This is a genomic window from Mucilaginibacter sp. GW821-FHT07H05 (assembly GCF_059418485.1).
In genome coordinates this window covers 40,019-65,061 of the sequence record NZ_JBWKPY010000005.1, presented here as the reverse complement: position 1 = coordinate 65,061, position 25,043 = coordinate 40,019, and the positions used below count along the sequence as shown (strand labels likewise).

Annotated in this window: 14 protein-coding genes; 1 reads left to right on the top strand and 13 read right to left on the bottom strand. The window is 45.5% G+C overall.

What is annotated here, in order from left to right:
• Positions 1–3: 3 nt before the first annotated feature.
• The 9 genes from AC07M6_RS14365 to AC07M6_RS14325 all read right to left on the bottom strand — a co-directional run bounded on the left by AC07M6_RS14365 (position 4) and on the right by AC07M6_RS14325 (position 16,977).
• The gene (locus AC07M6_RS14365) at positions 4–1,845 is read right to left on the bottom strand and encodes a six-hairpin glycosidase (protein ID WP_494890515.1); all 1,842 of its coding nucleotides are present in this window, start codon (positions 1,843–1,845) and stop codon (positions 4–6) included.
• Positions 1,846–1,847: 2 nt separating this feature from the next.
• A complete protein-coding gene (locus tag AC07M6_RS14360) occupies positions 1,848–2,780 on the bottom strand; it encodes a glycoside hydrolase family 43 protein (protein WP_494890513.1) in 933 nt (310 codons plus the stop codon).
• A gap of 16 nt (positions 2,781–2,796) precedes the next feature.
• A complete protein-coding gene (locus AC07M6_RS14355; protein WP_494890511.1) occupies positions 2,797–4,194 on the bottom strand; it encodes a glycoside hydrolase family 140 protein in 1,398 nt (465 codons plus the stop codon).
• Position 4,195: 1 nt separating this feature from the next.
• On the bottom strand, positions 4,196–7,354 hold the full coding sequence (locus tag AC07M6_RS14350) for a DUF6298 domain-containing protein (protein WP_494890509.1): 3,159 nt from the start codon (positions 7,352–7,354) through the stop codon (positions 4,196–4,198).
• Positions 7,355–7,371: 17 nt separating this feature from the next.
• Positions 7,372–9,021 (bottom strand): polysaccharide lyase, encoded by a 1,650-nt coding sequence (locus AC07M6_RS14345; protein WP_494890507.1) that lies wholly within the window; start codon positions 9,019–9,021, stop codon positions 7,372–7,374.
• Between the two features lie 446 nt (positions 9,022–9,467).
• Positions 9,468–11,279 carry a RagB/SusD family nutrient uptake outer membrane protein gene (locus tag AC07M6_RS14340; protein ID WP_494890505.1) on the bottom strand — a complete coding sequence of 604 codons (1,812 nt, stop codon included), beginning with the start codon at positions 11,277–11,279 and terminating at the stop codon, positions 9,468–9,470.
• A 12-nt stretch (positions 11,280–11,291) separates the two neighbouring features.
• Complete coding sequence (locus AC07M6_RS14335; protein ID WP_494890503.1) at positions 11,292–14,546, bottom strand: SusC/RagA family TonB-linked outer membrane protein; 3,255 nt, start codon at positions 14,544–14,546, stop codon at positions 11,292–11,294.
• Positions 14,547–14,664: 118 nt separating this feature from the next.
• The gene (locus AC07M6_RS14330) at positions 14,665–15,354 is read right to left on the bottom strand and encodes a DUF3826 domain-containing protein (RefSeq protein WP_494890501.1); all 690 of its coding nucleotides are present in this window, start codon (positions 15,352–15,354) and stop codon (positions 14,665–14,667) included.
• Between the two features lie 6 nt (positions 15,355–15,360).
• Positions 15,361–16,977: a fucose isomerase gene (locus AC07M6_RS14325; protein WP_494890499.1), complete on the bottom strand. Its 1,617-nt coding sequence runs from the start codon at positions 16,975–16,977 to the stop codon at positions 15,361–15,363.
• Positions 16,978–17,428: 451 nt separating this feature from the next.
• Here AC07M6_RS14325 and AC07M6_RS14320 point away from each other — a divergent pair, with 451 nt between their 5' ends.
• Positions 17,429–18,319 (top strand): AraC family transcriptional regulator, encoded by an 891-nt coding sequence (locus tag AC07M6_RS14320; RefSeq protein WP_494890498.1) that lies wholly within the window; start codon positions 17,429–17,431, stop codon positions 18,317–18,319.
• Between the two features lie 283 nt (positions 18,320–18,602).
• On the opposite strand, the gene AC07M6_RS14315 is transcribed toward AC07M6_RS14320, so the two are convergent.
• From AC07M6_RS14315 to galB, 4 genes are all read right to left on the bottom strand, one after another.
• Positions 18,603–19,535 (bottom strand): dihydrodipicolinate synthase family protein, encoded by a 933-nt coding sequence (locus AC07M6_RS14315; RefSeq protein WP_494890497.1) that lies wholly within the window; start codon positions 19,533–19,535, stop codon positions 18,603–18,605.
• 6 nt (positions 19,536–19,541) lie between these two features.
• A complete protein-coding gene (locus AC07M6_RS14310; protein WP_494890495.1) occupies positions 19,542–21,128 on the bottom strand; it encodes a sodium:solute symporter family protein in 1,587 nt (528 codons plus the stop codon).
• Positions 21,129–21,407: 279 nt separating this feature from the next.
• Positions 21,408–22,439: a GntR family transcriptional regulator gene (locus AC07M6_RS14305; RefSeq protein WP_494890494.1), complete on the bottom strand. Its 1,032-nt coding sequence runs from the start codon at positions 22,437–22,439 to the stop codon at positions 21,408–21,410.
• A 121-nt stretch (positions 22,440–22,560) separates the two neighbouring features.
• Positions 22,561–24,963 (bottom strand): beta-galactosidase GalB, encoded by a 2,403-nt coding sequence (galB, locus tag AC07M6_RS14300; RefSeq protein ID WP_494890493.1) that lies wholly within the window; start codon positions 24,961–24,963, stop codon positions 22,561–22,563.
• Between the last annotated feature and the right edge of the window lie 80 nt (positions 24,964–25,043).

Below are 25,043 nucleotides of genomic sequence, written 5' to 3'. Positions count from 1 at the left end.
CTGCTAATATTTACCAGTTTTAAACGATTTGATATAAAATACTGCTTGCTTAACTTGCTCGCCTGCTTTTGGCAGGTCGTAATCCTGATCGGTTGGGGTATCGGCATCCGGGAAACGGCGCACACCACCGGTGCGGAACACTACCCGTTTTATCGATAATACCGGCGCGAAAAACAAACTGGCCGACATCTCTTTCCCGTTGATATTCATCGAATAAAACCGCGTATCTGTATTCAACTTGAGCACAATATGCAAAGGCTTGCCCGCCTCGTATTTTAAAAGGTTTTTATTGCGATAGCCCGCCTTAGCAAATAGCGCCCCGGTCGAGTCCAGCGTTAAGCGGATAGCCGCATCGCCTTTGGCATTTTGAAACTCAATGTCCAGCATGCCGGTATTGGTTTGACCGGGGACAATGGTAAAATCTACCGTCATCCTTTTGGCTTCAGGCACCACGCGTTCGGCGCGGGCATAATCAAAGGGGTCATGGTCGTTCAAAGCCAGTGCTTTGCTGCCATCGGCCATTTTCTCTATCCCAACTTTTGCCCAAAGCGGACTGAATGTATTCCATTTTTCCAGTTCTTTCCCAGCTGGCAGAGTGTTAAAATCTTCGTTAGCCGGGCCGTCTGCCACATCCGTTACCGGCACTGGGATAGATGATACCCAGATATCCTCCTTATTCATGCTGTAGGTTACCCACAGTTTGCCATCGGGAATAACTCCATTGCCTTCATCTATACCGCGCACATATTGTGGGCCGTATGATTTATAAGCGCCGCCATAACGCATGGTCGAGATTTCGCCGTTCACCAGCAGCAGGTTGGTATAATCCAGGCCATCTTTACTGACTGATATCGCCAGCGGCCACCTAAATTCGGATGGGTTATATACCGTGGCATACTTACCGTCGGATGTTCTTTGTCCCCATATTTTGGCGTTACTATTTACAAAGCGCGGCGCACGGGCAGCATTTGTCGGCCAGGTTTTGCCATTATCGGTGCTGATACTGGTCAGCGCGTTTTTCCATAAACCTACCACACGGCCATCAGGCAGATGGTAATAGTTGAAAGCTTTATACTCTTTGTGCAGCGGGATCAGGGGATCTTTGCGGTCGGTTTCCTCTACCCATTGCATCATCATCAGCGGGTTAGCCATTAACTCGTCACAGGCTTGCACAAAACCTTTATCCTTGCTGGTTTTATAAAACGGGTACGAGGTATTTTTTTCGTTCCATTTAGGATTATAGTGGATAAAGTAAATGGGGCCGTATTTGCCATCAGGCAAAACCTCGCGTATTACTCGGCCAATACCCAGGCCATCGTTCGGGTCGTCATGCGGTTCTAAAACGATCCCATAAAAGCCCAATACGAAAAAGCGTTTTGATTTAGAAGTATAAAAGCCCATCCGCTGGTGCATTACAGAATACAGGTCTTTCGCTACCTGGGTTTTGCCTTCTTTAGTAGTGCCGTCGGGTATTTTGTACTGCGGGAAAACCACTTCGGGCTTGCTCCAGTTTTGGCCGTCTTTTGATGTAATGAGCAATGTTTGTCCCGGCGGGATGCTCTCGCCCACCTTATCGCTCAGGTATTCTACATAAAATGTATTGTTCCAATAGGCCAGCATGGGGGCATGGTTATAGGTAAAACCAAAGCCCTCGGCCAATTCGGGATGTTCCCGGTTAGCGCGGAAGATCTGCATACTGTGCACCCCTACCGCCGGACTTAATTGCCCGTGGTGATAATCTACGTTCACCACTGTGTTACCGGTATAATGCACCGTATCCTGCGCTTGTGCCGCAAGGCAAAAACTCAGGAGGGTAAATATCGTTATGGCTATATTCCTGCTCATATCTAATTATTAGTGGCGGCCTGCTTTAAGCCGGCCAGCGTTTTTTTGGTCACTTTAAAAATGGTACCGTGCTTGTGCCCTTCGGGTACTTTTACACTATCGGCTATATCTTTAAACGTTTTAAAGTCGGTGGTACGCATAGCGCCGTAGCGTTTCAAGCGGTACGAATCATAATAGATCAGCCAATCGTTCCCGGCTTTGATGGCTGTAGGCCCTTCGCTGAATAATTCGGTAAAGCGCGGGGTATAATTATTGTATGGCCCCAACGGGTTACTGGCAAATGCTACCAGTATATTACGGTTAGGCCGGGTATTATCTTTCATCACCAGCACATAATCGCCTTTGCCGCGTTTTACAATTTCGGCATCGATCACGCTGAAGCCGGGATCGAGAAATAATTTAGTCGGGTTGAATGTTTTAAAATCCTTAGTGGTAGTATAGTACAGGCGATGGTTGTTATCTTCATCCTCCTGGCCCTTAGGGAAACGGCCGGGGATGCAAGATGCCCACACAATCATATACTGCCCGGCCTCGTCATCATAAAATATTTCCGGCGCCCAGGCATTTTTGGTGGTCGGTTCGTAGCCCATTACATTAATATGTTCCTGTGCCGACCAATGCACCAGATCTTTAGAACTGGCATGGCCTATGCCCTTATCATCTTTCCAGCCGGTTGTCCAAACCAGATGGAATATCCCATCCGCCCCCTGAGCGATCGAGGGATCGCGCATAATTTTGGCATCACCAGCTTCTGGTTTCAGGTAAATATGGTTCAGGTCAGTCCAGTGATAGGCATCATAACTGTACAAAAAGCGCAGCCCCTCGTTAGCCGGCTCGTGAAACGAACTGAATACATACACGCTTTTACCGCTTTTGCACGATAGCAAAACCATGGAGGCAAAACCAACAAGCAGATATGTATACAGGCGTTTCATTTTCAGTTCAATTGGTTTATATGGCATCCAGGATAAGTACCCAATCGTTGCCATTCTTTTTGGTTCCGGGAGGATTAAATTTAAGCATTTTTGATTTAGCATACATGCCTATAACCGTCGTCTTCCCGCTACGCGGATCGTACCATGATGCCCTTACTTTTGTGCCCTCCAGTTGCTCCGTGTTTATTTGCATATCGCGGCCGTTATAGGTATACACAAAGGCATAGCTTTTGCCCCGTGTAGCTATCAAACGGTTATACCGCTCGCCCTGCCCGCCTGCTATCAGCGATTGATCGGGTACACGCTCAAAGTAAGGGCGCGATAACATTAGTTTTTTCAGATAAACCATCTGCCGTGCGCCGGGGGCGTTAATGGATTGGTACCAATACGCTTTCGATCCGTACGATACATCCTTTGCTTTATCGCCGGGTTTATGCATTTGCATTACATCGTTATTACCATAGGTGTAGCCACAGCCACCTGCAAAAACCGACCAGTAGCCATAGCGGCGCACGTCGGCAGCGGTCCAGCGGGGCAGCTTCACATCATGCAACCCGTATGGGATGTTTTCGTACGACGGCTCGGCATCCAGTGTGGGTTTTATGGGTGTTTTGGCATAATCCACCCCTGCATATTTCCAGTTGTCCTCGCCATATTTCAAGTCTTTTTTTGAGGTATCCTGCGCGTAATTACGGTGGCCCGATTGAAAGCAGTTAAAATCAAGCCAGGCCTCGTTATGGAACCAGGTTGATGATTGCGTACGCCCGCGTGGGTGATAGGTGATTAAATGCGCCGGATCAAGTTCTTTGATGGTATTACCTATCGCGTTCCATGTTTTCAGGGAATCCGTGCCCGGGATATCGCCACCATTCATCCAGATAATGTTGGAATGGCTTGCATACCGCTTCACTAAAAAATCGGCGTAGATTTTCCCTTGCGCAGCGTTAATGTGGCTCTCTTTCACTACCGATCCCCATACGGGTACCAGTGCAATGTAGATGCCTTTCTCGGCCGCTCTGCTAATAATCCAGTCGATATGGTCCCAATAATCATACTCTTTACCTTTGCCAAAGGTATTGCCGGGTGTAACTTTAGGCTGGGTTATTTTTTTGCCCACCAAAGCCGAATCGCCGTAGGCATTTACCTCTTTGCTGCTATGCACCACCATTACCTGTATCATGTTAAAACCCTGCTTGCGGCGGGTTTCCAGGTATTGCAAAGCCTCCTCGCGTTTTAGCTTGGCAAACAGCAGCCAGCCGGTGTCACCCAGCCAGAAAAAAGGCTTATCACCCGCTGTAAAATAGCGATGATTGTCCGATACTTTTACCACGGGCAGTTCGGCAGGTTTGTCGCTTTTAAAAGCGAGCAGCATAGCGCAGGCTATACTTAACAAAGCAGTTTTTTTAAATATCATTTTAGATACGTGTTAACCAAAGGATATTTGCGCCGGTTCGGGGAGCTTTTATTTCCACGCCGTTACCACCTTTTACCTGCTGCTGACCGGGGATTTCAGCGCCTGTTTTAGGATCTATCCATTGTACTTTATAATTGGTATTTGCTGCCAGGTCCAAACGGATGGCATTATCAGTATTATTATAAACGATATATCCTTTAGCCCCGCCCAATGCCCATTGCCCGGTAGGATTACCTGCCAGTTTAATAGGTTTCATCGTAGTGGCATCAGCCAAGAATTTGGCATCGGTAGTAGCCGGCAATACCGGTAACGAACCACCGGCTATAAACACGGCCCAACCAAAATGATCAAACCCATCAGCCGAAAACAATACGGCCTTATCAGGATACTTGGTACGATACTCGTTCACCGCCTGGTAAACCGATTCGAACGATACCGCTTTGGGTTTATAAACGCGCTCTTGCTGGCGCGGCGCAAGGCTTTGGCCGCCGGCCGGGGCAAATAGTTTACCGTTACCTTCGTAATACCAATAGCGGATATCAATGGCATCAATTACCGCTGCCCTTGCCGGGTCGGCCAGTATGGCATCCTGCACATCTTTGGTTGCGCTTAACGCGATGATCTGTTTCTTTTTATGGATGGTTTCCCACTGCTTTACCGCATCTACCCAAAACTGCATAAAGTGCAGGGGACCGGTAAACTCGGCACTGGTAGACTGGATAACGCCGTTGTTATCGGCAAAGTTATCCATGCATTTATTAATGTATGCGGTCAGCAATTTCTTCCTTGTAGGGTTAGTTACATCGTAAAACTGCTCGGCCATAAACTGGCGCTTATCGCCCGCGTAGTTCACCGGCTCGGGGAAGCCCGTACTGTTTATGTTGTTAGCTGTGCGCCAAGGGAAATCGGTATAATGCGCGCCGGCCTCTATAATATTATGCTGAAAGAAATTCTGATGAAACAGCACCAGGCCTTTTTGGTCGGCCAAGTCGGCAAACTGCGTCAGGCGGTTCCAGTACCAGGTGTTGTATTTGGTCAGGTCGTATTTGCTTAACCCGTCAAAAGCCAGGTCTTTTTCACGGCCGCTGCGGGCAAAAGGCAATTCGTAAAACGGCGCCCATACATCACCATCCGCACGGCGGATACGTTCGTGGTCATCGCGGCGGCGTTCGTACCAAAGGCCGTAGTTGTGTTCAAACACGGTAATGTGATTTTGCAGCATCCAGTCGCTTACCTCATTAATATCGTCGGTTAAACCCGTACCTGTACGGCCCGGTACCCAGCGACTGATCTGCGGTTTGGCTGTTTTTTCTAAATAACCGGGCTTCACGTTTCCGTTCCACCACGGGGCTTCAAAGTGCATGCCTTGCAATAACGTATTTCCCCGTACCAGCCAGCCATTACTTACATCCATTTTGGGCGCTAAGGCCGGGGGATTAGCCATTTTAAAACCTATCACATCAATACTTTTTGCGCCGGATGCCGAGGTGCTGATGGGGTTACGTTTTGGGGCGCCATCTATCCAGTCGGCTATGGTTGTAGCAGGTTTACGGGCTTCGGCCAACAGTGCCGCGGCCTGTTCGGGTGTTGGACTGCTGGATGGCTCGGTCATGATCAGTAACAGGTCGGCCTGTTTACTTACATCTTTATTTAAGCGGTTAGCCAGTTGCGCGTAAAAAAAACTCCGGGGATTAATTGTACTGTTCGATTCTTCCCAATAACCATCGCCGCCAAATTGCGCCCAGGTACCAAAGGCCCAGTTTTGGGCGGTCGGCGGGTTATAATTATCTACACGCGCGGCGGTGCAATTCCAAAACAAGCTGTTGGCCGCATTCCAGCCGGCGCCCTGCCCATCCTGTTCGCGGTTTTTGTAGCTTAGCGATTGCCCGTCGATACTGGTCACATCAAACAAAAGTCCCGATGCCCAGCTATCCAAACCACCACTAAAACTTAAGGATTGCCAGCCCATGCATTGTACAAAAGCAGTCGGACCCGGGGTACAATTACCCGTCCCAAAATCGTGATAACCATTTTCTGAATATAATCGTTGAAACAACGTTTGCCCGCCCATTGTCCAGAAGATATTACGGCGGTAGCCGCCAATTTCGGATACGGGAGCCAGGGATTTGCAATCCTGCACGGTAACGCGGTTGGCTGTTTCCAGCACATATACGGCCGAGCCTGCAAAATGCTCAAACGTTACCTGCCGTACCCAGGCATCGCTCACATTTTCTATTGTGATAGCCATCCAGCGGTGTGCTTCATCTTTTGGATTGTTTACATCATAAGCCGAACGCAGGCAAAGGTTTTCGATACCGGTTTGATTGATGCGGCCCGGCCATTGGTATTTAGCAATAGTGCCGCCGCCGTATGTGGTATCTAATGCGGTGGTTAAGGGTGCATCGACAGTAATGGTATTACCATCTATAGCTTTAATTTTTCTGTCCCAATAAATATCTTCATCACCCGGTCGCCAGCCTAAAGAGCTAAGGCCGCCGCCAAAGGTTTGCGTACCTAATTTGCTGATCCAGGCAGTAGTGCAAGGGCGGCGCACAACAATCAGATCACCGGCCTTTAAATCACCGGCAGATGCTACGTGAAATGTAAAAGCGTTCACCGGTACATAGGCATCGGTTATCTTAATTTCTTTATCCTTGCGGCGATCGTTCTTACCGATCATCTTAATAAAAGTCTCCCTGTCTGTACCGGCCGCTAATAACACTGTGCCATTATTGCCCATACCGCTACCCCTCAGGATAACACCCGAAGCATTGATCTTTAAACTGCCATTTACCTGATATGTGCCTTTATCTAACAAAACCGCTCCGCGTATGCCGTCTTTATCGGCAGGCAATACTGCCACATAATCCAGGGCTGCTTGTATACGCAGGGTAGCGTCACCCGGCTTTACCGGAACTGTTACTTTAACAGGAACATCGGGAATAGGCTTTTCTGATGCCATATAACCCGCGTACGAAAAATCGGGTATGCGGTCGCCGTTGGGCGCCGGATTGTAGCTTAGCTTGCCGCCTTTTTCGGCAACTACAGGCGAGGGTGGTTTAACCGCTTTTTTTTGAGCAATTAAGGGCGTGTGCCAAAGCACACACCCCATTATAAACCAAACTAAAATATGAAGACTTTTATATTGAATACCGCTCATTTTGTGTATTAGCGTTACTAAATTTTCTTTTCGCCTTTCTCGGCCACCGTATTCAGGTATACTTCAATATTGCTATAACCGCCGCCGTTTTTAGCCGGTAGCGCCGAGTCATTGCTATTTTTAGGGTTCAGGCCGTGGGCCAGTTCCCATTCATCAGGCAAACCGTCGTTATCCGAATCTTTGTAGGGCGCGCCTTTATAATCCGGGTAACCGCCTACCTGCCATGGGGCAGTGATGATACCGAGTTTATAGGAATCTTTAGGTAGTTTACGGATCTTAAACTGGAAGGCAGTATCGGTATTCATCTCCTTGTAAGTGATCTTACCGGTACGTACCTGCTCGGTGATCCGTTTATCAACAGCATCGCGCACAGGCAGTGTGGCCCCCGCATTGGTGATCACAAATTTTAAAGCATCAGTAGCCGAAAGGATAGTAACCGGTGGCATAGGGAAAGGCACGTCCGATTTCATATAATCCTTATACTGGCCAGCATCAGGCAATTCTTTACCGCCTTCGCCTTCTACCTGTATCCCGCCATTCCATGGGTCTTTAGTTACTTCAGGGAAACCTTCCATAATATTACCTACGGCGTATACGCGACCAAAATATTTTTCCTTCAGCTTACTGCGGCCCGATTCGGGTTTAAGGATCCGGTGGCCCACGGGCTCGTTTTTAGGGGTTACCGGGCCTGGTTTAAAGTAGTTATTAATTATGTTATAGTTGGTGGTATAATCGCCGCCATCCATTGATCGGTGGTGCCAGTTAAACACCACATTGTTTACAAAGTTGTAAACGCCATTCCAGCCCACTGACGGGTTGCGGCCAGTGTTATCAGCCCAAAGGTTACGTACAAGCAAGCTGTTCTCGCCACCTGTTGTGCTGCCGAACGAGTGGTTCCAGTAATCCAGCGCCTCTGAATAGATACAGTTTTGGATAGTGATATTAACCGTACCGTGTTTCTCTTCTTTCGAACCATCCATCGGGTCGTACATGTGGCGGTACATGGAGAAGTTCTCATCCAGTCCCCAGCTTGCCGAAACGTGGTCGGCTATGATATTACCTACCGGGTTGCCACCTAAAGCATCATCCCTGCGGCCAACATTGGTTTCGCCGCGGCGGAAACGCATGTAGCGGATAATAACATCATGCGTGTTTACCCAAAAAGATTCGCCCGCTACGCAAACGCCATCGCCGGGAGCAGTCTGGCCTTCAATGGTAATATATGGTGCCCTAACAATAATGGGAGTTTTAATGCGGATGATACCGGCTACGTTAAATACGATAATGCGCGCGCCGCCCTGCTCGCAGGCCCAGCGTAAACTACCGGGGCCGCTATCGGCCAGCGTAGTTACCACATATACTTTACCGCCGCGGCCGCCAGGTGTAAATTTACCGCCGCCCTCGGCACCCGGAAATGCCGGGATTGATGCCTGCGGCAGATCGGTTGGCCGGCCGGCCCATGGCACATATACCTTACCTTTGCGCTGGTCGGCTTGTATAATTGGCAAGGCTACCGCCCAGGCCGAATCTGAATGGGCTTGCGCCGCTTTCATTAATGCAGCGCTTTCTTCCTGTACCTTTTTAGGGACATCGGGGTATTGCGCTAATACAGGTTTAACAAACAAAGCAACAGCACATACCGATAGCAGAAAAACTCTTTTTTTCATTTTTAGATCGTTTTAATTAGTATACCAAAACGTATTTGGTAAGATCGGGCTTTTTAAATTATTACGGCATAAATATGTTTACAAACATCTTAAAATGCTTCGCAATAAATTTCAGGGGCCTTTAGGTATTAATTTGGTTTAAAATTATCCTTATTCAAATATGCAAGCTATAGCCTGCTGTTTAATATAGAATGTTGGCAAGCTTTTATAGGATATTATCCTATTGGATTTTACGTCCTTCGACCGGGCATTTTGTCGCACGGATGTTACAAAACAGGTTAAAACAAAGGCAAATATCAGGTTTAACAGGTATTATTTTCACTTTAATTAAACGCTTTAATATTTTATTTAGTGTTAAAATAATACAAAAACTGATTCATCAAAATTCAAAAAAAATGGGGAAGCTGTTATGCTTCCCCATTTTAAATTAATGTTATTTTTTTAAATTACTGCAACGGATCAAATGTACCGCCCCAGGTATTGTTTTGCTTTAAATTAGGGTTATTATTTATTGCCGCGGTTGGTATACCAAAGAAATAAACACCCGGTTGATAGGCTATATTGTAGGTGTCAACACTTTTGGTTTTAACCACAAAGTTTGAAGTATACATGGCATCTAACGATGTTGCTGCCGATGCATCGCGCGTGGTTAAGATATAATCGGTACCGGTAGATGTATTATTTAAAGTGATTACTACGCCCATCCTTCTTTTACCGTTTAAGGTACTTTCCAGCAATTTCCTTCTTCTTAAATCCCAAAAACGTTTGCCTTCAAAAGCAAATTCAACTTGCCTTTCCTTCATAATAGCATTTACTAATTGGGCGCTGGTCATCCCGGCTGTTAAACCATAAAGGTTATCTGTACCGGCTTCAATACCTGCTCTTTTTCTAACTGCTATCACGTTTGCATAAGCTTCCTGGGTTGTACCAATGCGACCTAATTCGGCAGCGGCTTCGGCCTGGTTAAGCAATACCTCGGCATAACGGATCTCGATCCAGTCGGTACCGGCAGTTAATATATTGGCCAATGTAAACGATGGATCAATAGCTTTACGCAAGTATAAGCCTGTTGTACTTGCGGTAGCTTCTGTTGATTGCGTTGTAGTGGCGGTTTTATAATAATAATAGGTCCACAACCTGAAACTTGGGTTACTTAATACCGACCAGGCAGCACCATTATAAGCAATAGTTTGATCAAAGCGCGGGTCGCGGTTTTTGTAAAATGTTTGGGCGGTGTAGGTATACTTAGATGTAAGCGTATCCTTGCCATCCTTCATCAGGAATGCGCGGGCCAGATCCCATGTTGGCTGATTAGAGGTACCATTACCACCGGCCGTTTTAGGGATGGTAGCGTTAGGGTAAGTATTATTATTCGCCCCGTTGTCTGTTGATGATGTATTATACTCGGTAACTAAAACCGATTCCGAATTTTTTTCGGTAGCCCACATGGTATAATCCCACTTGGCAAATAAACCAAAACCATTAGCTGTAAGCAATGTGATAGCTTGCGTATTAACATCATAAGCGGCTTGCCACCTTGCGGCTATATTTGTTGGATTAAACTGCGGACTGGCGTAAGTTACCAATACACGCCCTTTAAATGCAGCTGCAGCACCTGATGTGATACGGCCATAATCTAAACTGTTTGGCCATTTGCCGGGCAGGTATTTAATACAGCTATCCAAATCACTATTTATCAATGCAAATGTTTCGGTTGTTGTATTACGTGGTAAAAGTGCGGCGGCTTTAGCATCGGGCCCAACTTCATCAAGCGGGGTTACTACCAATGGTACGCCACCATATAATTTAACCAACTCAAAATACCGGTATGCCCGCCAAAAATATGCTTGTGCTAAAAACCTTTTTTTAACATCAGGAGCCATGGTACCAGCATTAACATCCCTGATAAACATATTAATGGTACGCAATTTACCATAAGCATTGGAGGTACTGTTAGCTGTGCCGATATCGGTAACATTTTCTATTGTAGCGGTTCCTTTTACATACACGTTATCGCTATACTGCTCATCTGTTAAAGAACTAAGCGTACCGCCCAAAGAACCACCCGAATTGCCGAACCAGCTTGGTTGATTTTGGCTGTAAATATAGTCGACCGCCAATTTAGCTGTGAGCGAATCGCTATACACCTGGTCTGCCGAGAAGCTTGAAATATCTTGCTTTTCCAACACTTTTTTGCAACTGCTAAACATCAGTGACGCGGCACAAGCTGCTGTTAGAAGAATATATATCTTTTTCATGATCATCATTTTTTAAAATCCAACATTTAAACCTAAAGATACCGTCCTCAGACTTGGGTATTCGTATAACTTCGTCTGGAAATCGCGGTAACCATCCGGATATGGGTTAATAAACTGTATTGGGTTTGTTGCCACAACAAAGAAGCGGGCGCTGGCTATACCTATCCGGTTCATGATTTTTGAAGGGATAGAATAACTTAAATTAACACTGCTTACATTTAATGTGGTTGCCGGTACTAACCAAAAATCAGTAGTAACCTGGTAATTAGCCTGGAAGTATGGCGCAGGGAACCTTGCATTGGTATTGCTTGGTGTCCAGTGGTCGGCCCAATATACGGGTCTGTTATCCTGTATAGAAGCACCTGAACTTGATTGCTGGAATGGTTTTAAACCATCAATTTGCGCCCAGCCACCCCACGACATGCCCATAACTACATTAAGATTTAAACCGGCATAACCTACACTCCAGTTTAAGCCTAAACTATTGTGGTTGTTTTGCCTTTTGGTGATATATTGTTTATCCTTGGTATCAGTGGTAATTACACCATCGCCATTAACATCTTCATAATTGATCATACCTGGTTGTAAGGCCTGCCCAAATATTTTAACGTTAGCAGCACCGCCCGCAGCAGCCGCCCTTGAAGCGATAATTGCATCAGCTTCAGCTTGGGTACGAATAATACCTAATGATTTATAACCAAAATTCCCCCTATCGCTTGATTGCCCGGTTAAATCTTCGAGGGTTCCGATGTTACCCGGAGATACGTCAATCTTTAAGTTTTTGTTATCGCTCCATGCAAAAAATGGTGAAAAGCTATAAGTGAATTTGCTGCCGATATGATCTCTCCAGCCGGCGCTAATTTCATACCCGAACATATTTACCGAAGCATAGTTTTCGGTAGGAACGTTTGAAAAGCCGATAGTTACCGGAACAGATGATTGCAGACCGGTTAGCATATCATAACCATGGCTCCAGAAATAATCGCCGGAAACAGATAGACGGCCTTTCAGGAACTGCATATCAACACCATAGTTGGTTTTCAGGATATGGTCCCAGGTAACGTTAGCGTTTGAAATGGCAACGTTTGGCCTGATAGCAACACTTCTTTCGCCCTCATTAAATACGGCACCACCACTGCTGCCTGTACCCAGGTTATATGATGTTGCAAATTGATAGGCTTTGGTATTATCGGTACCGGTTAAACCAATAGATGCCCTGAATTTCAGGAATTCCATCCATGGTAAACTCTTTTTGATAAAGGACTCTTCTGAAGCTACCCAGCCCACTGATGCAGCGGGGAAACCACCCCATTGTTTTCCGGGCGGGAACCTTGAGCTACCATCGGCGCGGTAAACCAATTGTAGTAAATATTTATTATCATACGAGTAATTTAAACGGTTGATAACCGACTGGAAACCAAAATCGCTTAACTGGCCCGACTGTGTTGAGGTTTGCGCACCAACAGCAAAGGTTTGATAATCTAAACCGCCTGTTATTACACCTTCAACCATAGCAGCTACGCCTTCGGTAGTTTGCTCGCGCTGCTCAAATAAACTTAACAGGCTAATGGTATGCTTACCAAAAGTGCGGTTGTAATTTAAACCGGCATCTAATTGATAAGTATTAGCGAAACTTGGGTTTAAACGGATACGGTCGCCATTTTTTATAGGATTTACACTTAACAAAGTACCGCCCGGAATGTGGGAGTTTGTACCCAAACCCGAGTATTTATAGTAATTGAAAGTCGTGCCATATTGTTTACCGTTTGTACTATTGGTGTTTTTGTTCAGCGTAACGGTAGCTGTTAAGCCTTTTATCGGAAACTCGTAACTTACCTTACCCAGTATATTCATGATATAACTGTTATTTTTGGTATAGTTATCTGAATTTTGGATCAGGAAATAGTTAATATTATCATAACCACCAGAAGTACTGGAGCCCAATAACACCGGATTGCCATTAATAAAGTATTCCTGCCATGGTTGCATATTTAGCAATGTACCGGCATCATTATCTAAACTTTCCTGTGTGCTGTTGATTTTATAGAAGTAACTTTTTGAATAAGAAACATCATTGGTTACTGATAAATTGATGGTTAAACCTTTAACAGGTTTAGTTTCCACATTAGCTCTTACCCCATATTTGTAAGAGTTGATCCCTTTAAAGTTAGAGTTTTGGTTAACATAATCGCCGCCGAAAAAATAGGTGGTTTTTTCGCCACCGCCAGCAATGGTTACCGCGGCACGCTCTACGAACGAAGTTTTAAAAGCCTCGTCAAGCCAATTGTGGCTGTGATTAGCAAAATAGTCAAATTCATCCGGGGTATACCAACTGGCTAACCGGGTTGTACCTACAGTACCTGTTGTTCCGTTTACAAGGAAACCATCGGCGTTATAATAATTGTTTACAGGTACGCCCGGTACAGTTTGCTGATATACGCTTGTTTGCGAGTAATCGTTATTAAACGTAGCCAATTGGGTTGAGTTAAGCATTTTAGGTATCATGGTAGCATCCGCCGCACCTAATGATGTGCTTAAACTAACTTTAGGTGCACCCATTTTACCTTTTTTGGTACGCACAATTACCACACCATTTGCACCCTGCACACCATAAATTGATGCTTCGGCATCTTTTAATACCGATACGCTTTCAACCTGGCTTACATCCAAAAGGTCAAAATCGTTTTGCGTGCGAATTACATCATCAATAATAAACAAAGGGTTGGTCCCTTGTCCACCGTCTTTAGCAAAAGCAACCGGATTACGTATGGTAACGGTTGTTCCCTGCCCCGGACGGGCTGTGCCCCCCGAAACGCTTAATCCCGGTACCGTACCTCTAAGCAATGCTGTAAGGTTAAGGTTAGGAATGTCCTCAACCTTTTTCAAATCAACAACAGAGATAGCACCGGTAAGGGTAGATTTTTTCTGCTCGCCATAACCGGTCACCACTACCTCGCTTAAATCACTGGTAGAAACTGTCAATTTAAAATCGGCGTTCATTTCGCCAACTTTAAGCGTTTTTTCCTGGTAATTATAACCAATGTAGGTTACACCTATTGTTACATTTTGCAGGCTGGTAACCTTAAGGCTGTATTTACCATCAATATCGGTTTGTGTGCCTGCAGTGCTTCCCTTTACTTTAATAGTAACGCCAGGAAGCGTCTCGCCTTTATCACCAGTCACAACACCTGTTATGGTTCGTGTCTGGGCTTTTAGTACACTGCTAAACATGAGCAGTACTGAAAGAAAGAGGAAAATTTTTCTCATAAGTTAATTAGATTTAGTTTCATATTGGATTAATTATTATTGGTTTGCTGTTATATTAAGGCCTGCGTATTCTTTAATTCATACTTCTCACGGTGGTCATTAAATAGCCTGTTGTTTATTAATTACTCTTTGGCGCCGACCTTTCTTTTATCCGTTTTTGCCATTCAATGCCGGCCTGTTTCATATCGTATCCCTGTGCCGATAAATAGTTGTTGATACGGCCTTTGTATTTGCCAAATATGGCCGTCTTTTCATCCGATGACCCACCATCTATCGCTTTCTCGCGTGCTTCCACCAGCCAGGTTTTTATCTGCGCTTTTTGCACATCAGTTAGCTGGGGCAATTCATCCAAATAAGCGTTGTAGGTAACGGCCAGTTTTTTATAGGTCATTTCATCCTTTATGGCTTCTACCTGTTCGGGACTTAAAACCTTACCCAGTTTACTTAGGAAAAGGTTATGCTGTGCTGTTAGCTGGCTATTCATGATACTATCGGTAGCGGCAATTTTTAAGTTTGCAGCGGCCTTATCTTCGGCTGCGGCGGCTTTTATTTCTTTTACCCGGGCATTACGGGTATCATGTATGGTACCCAAAGCGCGGTACTGATCAACCAACACAGCCTGCGCCTTTTTGAATTTTGGCGACAGCGTATCGGTGATCCCGATGTTAACCAAATATTTAGCCGAACGTTCGGTGATCACTTTGGTATAATTATCCTTTTCGGCCTGGGTTTGTGTTTGCGCGTTCACTACCGCTCCAAAAAACAGGAACAGTATCAGTATTAAATTATGCTTAGTCATCATCTTCATCTCTAATCAATTCAAATTAACATCGCCGCAAAAATGTACGGCTATCCCTAAACCATTAAGTGCTGCTGCCTTTATGCGGCAGGCCTGATGTGCTGTAGCCTCGTCGGGCGTATAAACCACGTGGATGTGGTTAGCCTTATGGCGCCCCATCATTTGGTTACGGCTTACGCCTTTTAATACGGCATTCATAATGGGCCAAACCGGTGTAGTAGCTTCCCAGCGGCGCTTGGTTTCGGCTTCGGGCAGTAATACACTTTCGCCTACACCGATATCGCAATGCAGCTGGCCCCCCATTACATACACGCGGCTCCAAACAATATGGCCAGGCTTGCTGATCCCTTTTAAACTACCGCCGCCTAAACGGAAATACATAGCAGGCTGCCTTTCGCTGCTGGCACCTTTATAGCCACCCACAAAATGGGCCGGCGGCACAGCCCCCGATATCAGGAAAACCCACACAAAATCATCTATCCCATCACCTTTAAAATGTTCGCCCCAGCGCAAATCGTGCAGGGTATTTTCGCCGGGCAGGCCCAGTTGTTTCCATAAGTTATAAGTAAGCAGGGCGTCAATACCGGCGCACTCGTCTACCTCGTTAAAATGCGGTAAGGCTTCGCCTGCGTACAGTTCGCGGCCGTCGGTGCTATAAGCCGGCGGGCGGTCCTGGTTATTTAGTAATCCTTCCACCAAATCGCTGGCTACAGTCAGGTCTTTTAATCCTTGCTGATATTGTATGCCTATAGTGGCGCAGCCAAATTCATCGGCCATGCGCACGGCGGCTATATACATTTTACACTGTTCCAGGCTTTGGCCTTCGGTCAGTTCGGTTGCGCCGTCGCTCCCCCATTTAAACTGCATGCCTTTTTGCAGCAGCCAGTCTAAAACTTTGCGGGCTTCGGCGTCGGTAACCAATTGCATAGCCGCATAAAGCGACGATTGGCTCAATCTTTCCTTAAACAAACCGGTTGGGTGCAATAGTTCATCGGGCACAATGGCATTATACATACCCATACAGCCTTCGTCAAACACGCCCATTATGGCTTTATCCTTTTTGAATTTTTTAGCAAAACCATTCCCTATTGCAGCATCCGCTTCAGGAATAGCTCCCGTTTCAAAATGGCGGATATGGCTTTCATCATGCTCCAGGTTGCCGGTTTGCAGCCATTGCTTAATGCCTTGCAGGAAATATTCATCATCAAAATTTTCGCTCCATAAGGTGCTGAATTTAACACCCGCTTTAGCCAGCGATCCGTTAATGTTAAGCATCCCTACCAAACCGGGGGCTGTGCCGCTCCAGTTAGCTAAGGTTAATATGGGCCCCTGGTGGGTGGTTAATCCGGCTAATACGTGGTGGGTGTATTGCCACAGGCTTTCAACAACTATTAATGGCTTAGTGTTATCAATAGTACGGAAAACCTCCATCCCCATTTTTTGCGAATCGATTAATCCGTGTTTCTTAACAGGATCATACTGATGCGCGCGCGTGGCTTTCCATCCCAGTTTTTCTATGGCGGCAACCAGCAATGCTTCCACCTTCTGCTGTTCGGGCCAGCAGATCTGGTTGGCTGCCAAACGGAGGTCGCCACTTGCAACTAATAAAACTTCTTTCAAATTTTCAGCCATTATCAGGACTCAATTATTGCGTTATTAGCAAAAAAGCTGGTTGATGATTAAGTTATTCGAATCCCTTTTTGTATCCGCCAGTAATGTTGGCAATACAATAATTGTAGTTATAACAATTAATAAGGAGACCAAAGGTTTATCACAACCCTACTTTAAACAAAATGTATAATTAATTACTATGGTTTATATTTCAGCTTCAGCCGCATAGGTATAAAATGGGCTTGCTTTAACAAATATCAATTATTAGGTATAGCTATTACTACCTGTATTTATCAATTTATTGTACGATGTTATCATAAGGAAACCCGGACAGGCATTAATTGGCTGCAAATATTTTTTTGCTCAATAATTACCTGCTAATTGTTTAAAATTTCCTAATTTTAAAAATCATAACCTAATCAGCGTCTCAAACACATCTGTTTTTGATTATTGACTAAGTGATTTTTTTAGAATGAAACCTCATTTTCTTAAAGTTGCGGTAAAGCCGCAAAACTCCTTTAGCATAAGGCATGATATTTTACCAACCTTTAGGGGTATATGGCATTATCACCCCGAACTGGAATTACACTACGTAATTAAGGGTGAAGGTGTCCGTTTTATTGGTGATAATATCAGCAATTTTTCGTCGGGCGAAGTGTTGCTGCTGGGCGAGAACCTGCCGCATTGCTGGCGCTGTAAAGAAGAGTATTTTCAGCAGGATTCGGGCCTGAATGTGGAAGTGATCGTTATTCATTTTTTGCCCGATTGCCTGGGCCGCTATATGCTTAATTTGCCCGAGGCCTACCTTTTACCTAAATTATTTGAAAAAGCTAAAAGCGGAATAATAGTAAACGGCGAGGCCCGCAACAAATTAACCGCGCTGATGCGCCAGGCGGTAGATGCTACTAATCTGGACCGTATTATTGTGCTGTTATCCATACTAAAGGTGCTGGCCGAGAACGAAGATTATGAAAACATTACATTAGCCCATAACGAATTTCACCAATCGAACGAATCGGATACGATACGGTTAAACAAAGTTTGCTCGTATACGCTGGCAAACTATAAAAAGGAAATTGGCCTGCAGGAAATTGCCGCCATTGGCAACCTTAGTGTAACCAGCTTTTGCCGGTATTTTAAATTAATGACCAAAAAAACGTATTCTGATTTCCTGACCGAGATCCGTATTAGCCATGCCTGCCGCTTTTTAATTGAGGATAAACTGCCCACGGAAGTGCTTTGTTTTGAGTGCGGCTTTAATAATGTATCAAACTTTTACCGCCACTTTAAAAAAGTAACCGATATGACCCCGCTGGAGTATAAACGAAAATATCTGCAGGGGAATCCGGTGGCGAGTAATTAAATATTGATGGTCATCCCGAATTTATTTCGGGATCCCATATGCAGGTTAACCAATCGCGAGTAAACCTTACTTGTGGGATACTGAAACAAGCTAACCATGACGTGTTTTTTTGTCATTCTGAACGGAGTGAAGAATCTATCGTCAGCAGAGTGGGAATGCATTGGCGGTAGATTCTTCGTTTCACAGGATGACAAACTGTTTTTTGATTTGTGGAGATACCTAAACGTCACTACTCTTTCAAAGCCCCGCCAGGATTTGATAACTCAGCACACAACTTTATACCTTACATATAATTCGGCATCCCCAGCTTACTTTTCAGCGAGCTATAATCTCCATACAGATGCTCAATTTGCTTGCGGGTTGTTGGGCTAAACACCCCTACATTACGGCGGGTAATGGTGCTGATATTTAAACCCCTTTTGGTTAACCAGTATTTGGCAATAATGGGGTACACATTGTGCATCACATCCATATTATCAATCAAAAATTGCTGTACCATGCCTACTTCATGCTGCAAAGATTCGTCGGCATAGTTTTTACATAGCCATACAATCAATTCTGGAAAAAAGTTCCCCTGGATACAGGATAGTCCCGCCGATCCGGCCTTTAGCGTTTCGACAGCGTGGGCCATATAAGCATCGTACAAACCAAAAGCAGGGTTAGCTTTACCGGCTTCCAGTTTTTGCTTTACAATGTTAATATCCAGGCAGGTATCTTTATGATAGATCACCCGGCCGGTTGCAACAAAATCAATCAGCTGCTGCGGCGATAACAACCTTTTATAAGGTACCGGGCATTCATAAAACCCCAGGGGGATATTGTCTGTCTGCTTAAACAGGTCAAACACCCTATCGTTAAATACAGCATCACTTTCCTGTTCGGTAGCCAGCAGGCTATTTAATATAATTACGGCCTGCGTACCGGTATCATGTACCCGTTTTACAAAATCGGCCTGCTTGGTGATCGGCCCGCCAAAGGTGCCCGTAGCTACCACCGGCACTGCGCCGTTAACTACTTTAATAATGTGTTTAATGGCCTGCAATTTTTCGTCATCCTCCAGTTCAAACATCTCGCTGCTCAGGCAGTTGGCAAACAAGCCTGCCGCGCCGGCCTTCAGGTATATTTCGGTCAGCTGGGTCAGTATATCGTAATCAATATCACCATTGTTTTTAAACGGTGTCAGCATTACGGGTATAAATCCTTTTTCTTTAGTCATCGGTTGTTAGTCATTTGTCATTGGTGTTGCCAATGGTGTTATATTATTTCGTTTTATCTTAGTTAACAGCAACCCTGTTAAAAATATAGTGAGGGTGCCTACCACAATAATCATATTGGTATTCAAGGTGCTGCGCAGGGCGGCGTAATCGTCAGGAATCAGATTAGGGAAGGTTAACCAAAGTATCACCAGCACACCTATTATGGTAGCCACCATAGCCTCGTGATTTTTAGTTTGCCGGCTAATCAGCCCCAGTAAAAACAAGCCCAGCATACCCGCCGCGAAAATGCCCGACAGTTGCCACCACACATCCAAAATACTCTTCACACCTATCATCCCTATCCCGGCTATCATCCCGGCGCAGCCAAATACCACTGTCATGATATGCAGCAGGCTCATGGTCTGCTTTTCGCTGATGTGCGGTTTAAAATATCGCTTATAAATATCTACGGTAAAAACCGTAGCCGATGAATTCATGCCAGAGCTGATGGTACTCATAGCTGCCGATAAGATGGCGGCAACGATTAAGCCTACCAAACCAGCCGGGATACGGGTGACCATAAAGTGCGGCATAATTTTGTCGCCATAATCGGCCGGTGTTAATTTATCCATAGCCGCGCCTATTTCAGTGGCTGTGGCCGATATGGGCAAACGCTCTACCGCGGCCTGGTGCTTTATAGCATAAACCAGATCGGGGTGCTGGCTATAATAGGCATACAGGCACGACCCGATCACGAAAAACAGGAATGAAGCCGGCACATACAGATACACGCACAACCAAACCGACTTAGCCGCCTGTTTGGTTGATTTGGCCGTATGGTAACGCTGGATATAATTTTGATCCATCCCGAAGTTATTCAGGTTGATAAAGAAACCGTAGAGCAGCACCACCCAAAAAGTAGGCTGTTTAAAATCGATAGCAAAACTGCCCAGGCTAAATTTATGGTCGGCCTTGCCTATTTCTATAATTTTAGCGTAACCGCCAGGTACATTACTTACCACCAGGTAAATGATCAGCATGGCGCCCAGGGTTTTGATAATGCCCTGCACCACCTCCGTCCATATCACCGCCTTAATGCCGCCGGTTACCGTGTACAGGATAATACATACGCCCATCACCACCATGATCATCCGCATGGATACGCCCGTTAACGCCTGCAGACTTAACGCGATGCCGAAAAATATCGACCCCATTCGGGCTAATTGCGTCAGCAAAAAGCAAACTACGGCATAGGTGCGCGCCCATGGGCCAAAGCGTTTTTCCAGATGGGTATAAGCCGAGATTTCGCCGGTATTACGATAAAAGGGTACAAAGTATTTTACCGCTATCCATGCGGCCAGGGGCATGCTCAGACTAAATACAAAAGCATTCCAGTTACCGCCGAATGATTTGCCCGGCACACCTAAAAAAGTATTGCTGCTTAAAAACGTAGCGTAAATGGAAAAGCCGATGGCCCAGCCCGGTATCAACCCGGATGCCTTGGTGAAGGCCTCGCTGCTTTTATTTTTGCGCGAAAACCAAAAACCTACCAACACCATACCGATAAGGTAAACCAGTATAATGGACAGATCAAGCACCGGTAAAACTTTCATGCGTTATAAACAGGATATTTCCGTTAAATTTAAGTATTGCAGGTTTAATGCGATATAACAAATGTAACAGCAGGCAGGTGTGGTTTTTTATAACATGTTTGCCGGCTATTGTAGGATTTTATCATGGAAAAGATTAAACGACAAGCAGGAATTGTGCGATTCCCTCCCACAGCGAGGCTGTAGAGAGGGGTTTATTCTAATGCATAATGACGAAACCCCTCCCTGCCACTACACCGGTCAGCCGCACCCCTCCCAATGGGAGGGAACTGTTTAGCTGTACTATAACGAGTGCCTGACTTTTAAACGGCAATCCAACTCCACCTGCTCCATTTGGTTCTTTAACACCATTTTAGCGGCCTTGATCCCCATCTGTTCAAAATCGGTTGATATGGTGGTAATGCCTTTCAGGATATATTTTTTCAGCGGGGTTTCATTGTAGGATATAATGCCCACATCCTTACCTACTTCCAGTCCTTTTTCTCTTATTTTTTCTATCAGCACCACCAGGTCATCATCATTAAGGCAAATTAATACTTCGCCTTGCTTAATATTTAATTGGTGTACATCATTTTCTATGCTGCGGTCAAAGGCATATTGCTGGCAAAACAGGTTAAACCCCTTAGCCATATCGGGCGATAGCGTACTGTTTGGGGATGTCAGCATCCTGATGGTATCGTACTTGCTTAAATCTTCCAGTACGGTTTCCATGGCTTTGTATACATTACGCTTAAAGTTTTCTAAAACAGAACCATATGCGCCACTAACGCCCTCAACTGCCCTATCCAGTAAAATCAGTTTATCCTTAGGCAGGGTATTGATCAGTTCGTGCGCGCGTTCGCCGCCATCATTAAAATGCGGCAATATCACATAATGCGAGTAACCATCGCGGCGACGGTCCAGCAGTTTTTTAAACAGCTCAAAATCTTCGTTATAGATGTAAAAGTCGATGGTTACATTATCGCCCAGCACCTGGCTAAATACATCATAGAATGCTTTTTTACCGGCGCTTAATTTATCCAGCAATAAAAAAACCTTGCGGGGCTGCTCTATAGTTTTGGCGGTTACATAATGCCCCTTGCCGGGAACCGATGAAAGTACCCCCAGATCGCGCAGGTATTTGTACCCCCTGTCGGCAGTTTCTTTCGATATTTCTAAATGATAGGTCAGCTCGTGCAGCGACGGCAGGATCCAGTTGTTTTTGATCTTGCCGGAAACCACCGCGTCCTGAATGGAATTAGCCAACTGAATATATTTTGGCGTTAATGACAAGCCATCAACATTGATAAAATCGAAGATATTTTGCTGCTTCATCCGTAACACTATAAAATAGGTAGCTGATTTGGTTTAACAGGATAAAGCTAAACCATGCGCATGGCAAATTAATATATCACTTTCTCAAGATATTGTACGATTTTACCATGAAACCAAACGGTTATTTCAGGCTTTGCAACGTTAATTGGGCAGGTAAAAGCCCTTCTCCTGTTGCCCTGATGGTGATTTTGCCTGCATTTAGCTTAGCCTGCACAATAGCCAGACACAAGCCACTAAACAGTTTACATTGCTTTGCCGAAAATGGCGTTAAACTGGTTTGCGATCCGTTATCTACCGCTTTTAACCCACCTGCACCGCTTACATTAAAACGGATCAGGTTGTCGGCCACAGGCACAGGATTACCCTGCCGATCTAAAACGCTTACCGTAATAAACGACAGGTCTTTAGCATCAGCTTTTATTTTACTTCTATCGGCGCTTAGTTTAATTTGATAAGGTGCGCCGGCGGTAACCCGTTGGGTAACTAATACTGTTTTACCGTTTTTCCGGGAGATGGCTTTAAGCGTACCAGGTTCATATTTTACCCGCCACATCACGTGCAGGTCGTCACCGGTTTTTTTCCTGATGCCCAGACTTTTGCCGTTCAGGTACAATTCCACCTCGTCGGCATTGTTATAGTAGGCCCAAACATCAATAGTTTTACCCGCTTCCCAGTTCCAATGTGGCAGCAGGTGCAGCACAGGCTTGCTGGTCCACTCGCTTTGATACATGTAATATACATCCTTAGGGAAACCCGCCAGATCCACAATACCGAAGTACGAACTGCGCGCCGGCCATGGGTAAGGCGTAGGCTCGCCCAAATAATCGAAGCCGGTCCATACAAACATGCCCGAAAGGAAATCATGCTTCTTGATGATCTTCCAGGTATCTTCATGGGTAGATCCCCAATAAGCCGCTACGTTGTCATAAGCTGTAACCGCCATTTCGGGGTTACCTTTTGTATATTTCTCTTTAAAGCTTTGGGGCCAGTAGCGGGTAGTATCCGTTGGCTGATCATAAAACCCGCGGCTTGCCAATGCCGACATTTGCTCGGTACCGATAAACTTTTGGCCGGGATAATTCTTTTGAAAACCGGCATATACTTCGGTGTGATAATTCAGCCCTACCAGATCAAGCGCGTTTGATTGATAGATAAAGTTCTTATTCAGATCGGCATCGCTCAATGCCGAGGTTACCGGCCGGGTTTTGTCCAGTTGTTTTACAATAGCCACCAGTTCGCGCCCTATCGTTATGCCGGTGCTGTCTTTCTGTTCCCTAATCTCGTTACCAATGCTCCACACAAAAACCGATGGGTGATTACGGTCGCGCAGTACCTGATCCTGCAAATCCTGCACATGCCATTTATCCCAATCCACCGAGTAGTCGAACTTATTTTTCTTTTTCTTCCACATGTCAAAGGCTTCATCCATCACCAAAAAGCCCATCCTGTCGCACAGATCAAGTAATTCAGGTGCAGGCGGGTTATGCGATGTGCGGATGGCATTGCAGCCCATGGCTTTCAGTATTTCTAACTGGCGTTCCATAGCGCGGATATTTACGGCGGCACCTAAAGCACCCAGATCGTGATGCATACATACGCCGTTAATCTTCATGCGTTCGCCGTTCAGACTAAAACCCTTATTAGCATCGAAGTTGATAGTGCGGATACCCACGTTTATAGTTTCATCATCTAACACTTGTGTTGCCGAAAGTACCTGCACTTTAACCCGGTATAAATCAGGCTGCGCTACCGACCACAATTTGGGCTTTTGAATCACAATATCGCGCTGAGCAAAAGTGACAGTGGTATCATCAGCGCTCCGCACATTAGAAACATCAGAGGCAACCAACTTATCTCCCTTATAAACCTGCACCCGTAATTTCAGCGGACCAGTAGCAGGCATTATGGTAGTTTTTACACGGATAGTAGCTTTATCAGCGCTCACCTGCGGCGTTGTAATAAACGTGCCCCAATGTGCTATATAAGTTTTGTTGGTAGTCACCAGCCAAACATTCCTGTAAATCCCCGAACCCGAATACCAGCGCGAGTTAGGCTGCTGCGAATTATCTACACGAACCGCCATCACATTCTTTTGCCCGATTTTCAGATAGGGTGTCAGATCATATTCAAACGAAATATAGCCGTTAGGCCGTTTGCCCAGCAAATGCCCGTTCAGCCAAACTTCGCTATAGCGGTAAATGCCATCAAAATCGATAAATACACGCTTGTTTTTTGAAGCAGCGGGAACAGTAAAAGTTTTGCGGTACCAGCCAATACCGGCGGGCAAACCACCCTCACCCTGCCCGGTTGTGTTTTTTTCGTCAAAGGGGCCTTCAATGCTCCAATCGTGCGGCAGGTTAAGGCTGCGCCATTTGGTATCATTAAAGGCTGCATTTTTAGCCTGCGGCTCATCGCCTAAATAGAATTTCCAGCCGGCGTTAAAGCTTTCGGTTTTGCGCGCGGTTTGGGCGTGGGCAAATGAGCCGGTCAATAAAAGGAAAAATAGAATGTAAAAATGCCTCATGGTAATTAGTCGCCCGGCTAAGCGTCCACGCTTAGCCGAAATTTTAGTGTAAGCGTCCACGCTTACGTTACAAGCATCGC

Coding starts and splice junctions, on each gene's coding strand:
- AC07M6_RS14365 (WP_494890515.1), bottom strand. CDS start 1,845: ATGAGCAGGAATATAGCCATAACGATATTTACCCTCCTGAGTTTTTGC.
- AC07M6_RS14360 (WP_494890513.1), bottom strand. CDS start 2,780: ATGAAACGCCTGTATACATATCTGCTTGTTGGTTTTGCCTCCATGGTT.
- AC07M6_RS14355 (WP_494890511.1), bottom strand. CDS start 4,194: ATGATATTTAAAAAAACTGCTTTGTTAAGTATAGCCTGCGCTATGCTG.
- AC07M6_RS14350 (WP_494890509.1), bottom strand. CDS start 7,354: ATGAGCGGTATTCAATATAAAAGTCTTCATATTTTAGTTTGGTTTATA.
- AC07M6_RS14345 (WP_494890507.1), bottom strand. CDS start 9,021: ATGAAAAAAAGAGTTTTTCTGCTATCGGTATGTGCTGTTGCTTTGTTT.
- AC07M6_RS14340 (WP_494890505.1), bottom strand. CDS start 11,279: ATGAAAAAGATATATATTCTTCTAACAGCAGCTTGTGCCGCGTCACTG.
- AC07M6_RS14335 (WP_494890503.1), bottom strand. CDS start 14,546: ATGAGAAAAATTTTCCTCTTTCTTTCAGTACTGCTCATGTTTAGCAGT.
- AC07M6_RS14330 (WP_494890501.1), bottom strand. CDS start 15,354: ATGAAGATGATGACTAAGCATAATTTAATACTGATACTGTTCCTGTTT.
- AC07M6_RS14325 (WP_494890499.1), bottom strand. CDS start 16,977: ATGGCTGAAAATTTGAAAGAAGTTTTATTAGTTGCAAGTGGCGACCTC.
- AC07M6_RS14320 (WP_494890498.1), top strand. CDS start 17,429: ATGAAACCTCATTTTCTTAAAGTTGCGGTAAAGCCGCAAAACTCCTTT.
- AC07M6_RS14315 (WP_494890497.1), bottom strand. CDS start 19,535: ATGACTAAAGAAAAAGGATTTATACCCGTAATGCTGACACCGTTTAAA.
- AC07M6_RS14310 (WP_494890495.1), bottom strand. CDS start 21,128: ATGAAAGTTTTACCGGTGCTTGATCTGTCCATTATACTGGTTTACCTT.
- AC07M6_RS14305 (WP_494890494.1), bottom strand. CDS start 22,439: ATGAAGCAGCAAAATATCTTCGATTTTATCAATGTTGATGGCTTGTCA.
- galB (WP_494890493.1), bottom strand. CDS start 24,963: ATGAGGCATTTTTACATTCTATTTTTCCTTTTATTGACCGGCTCATTT.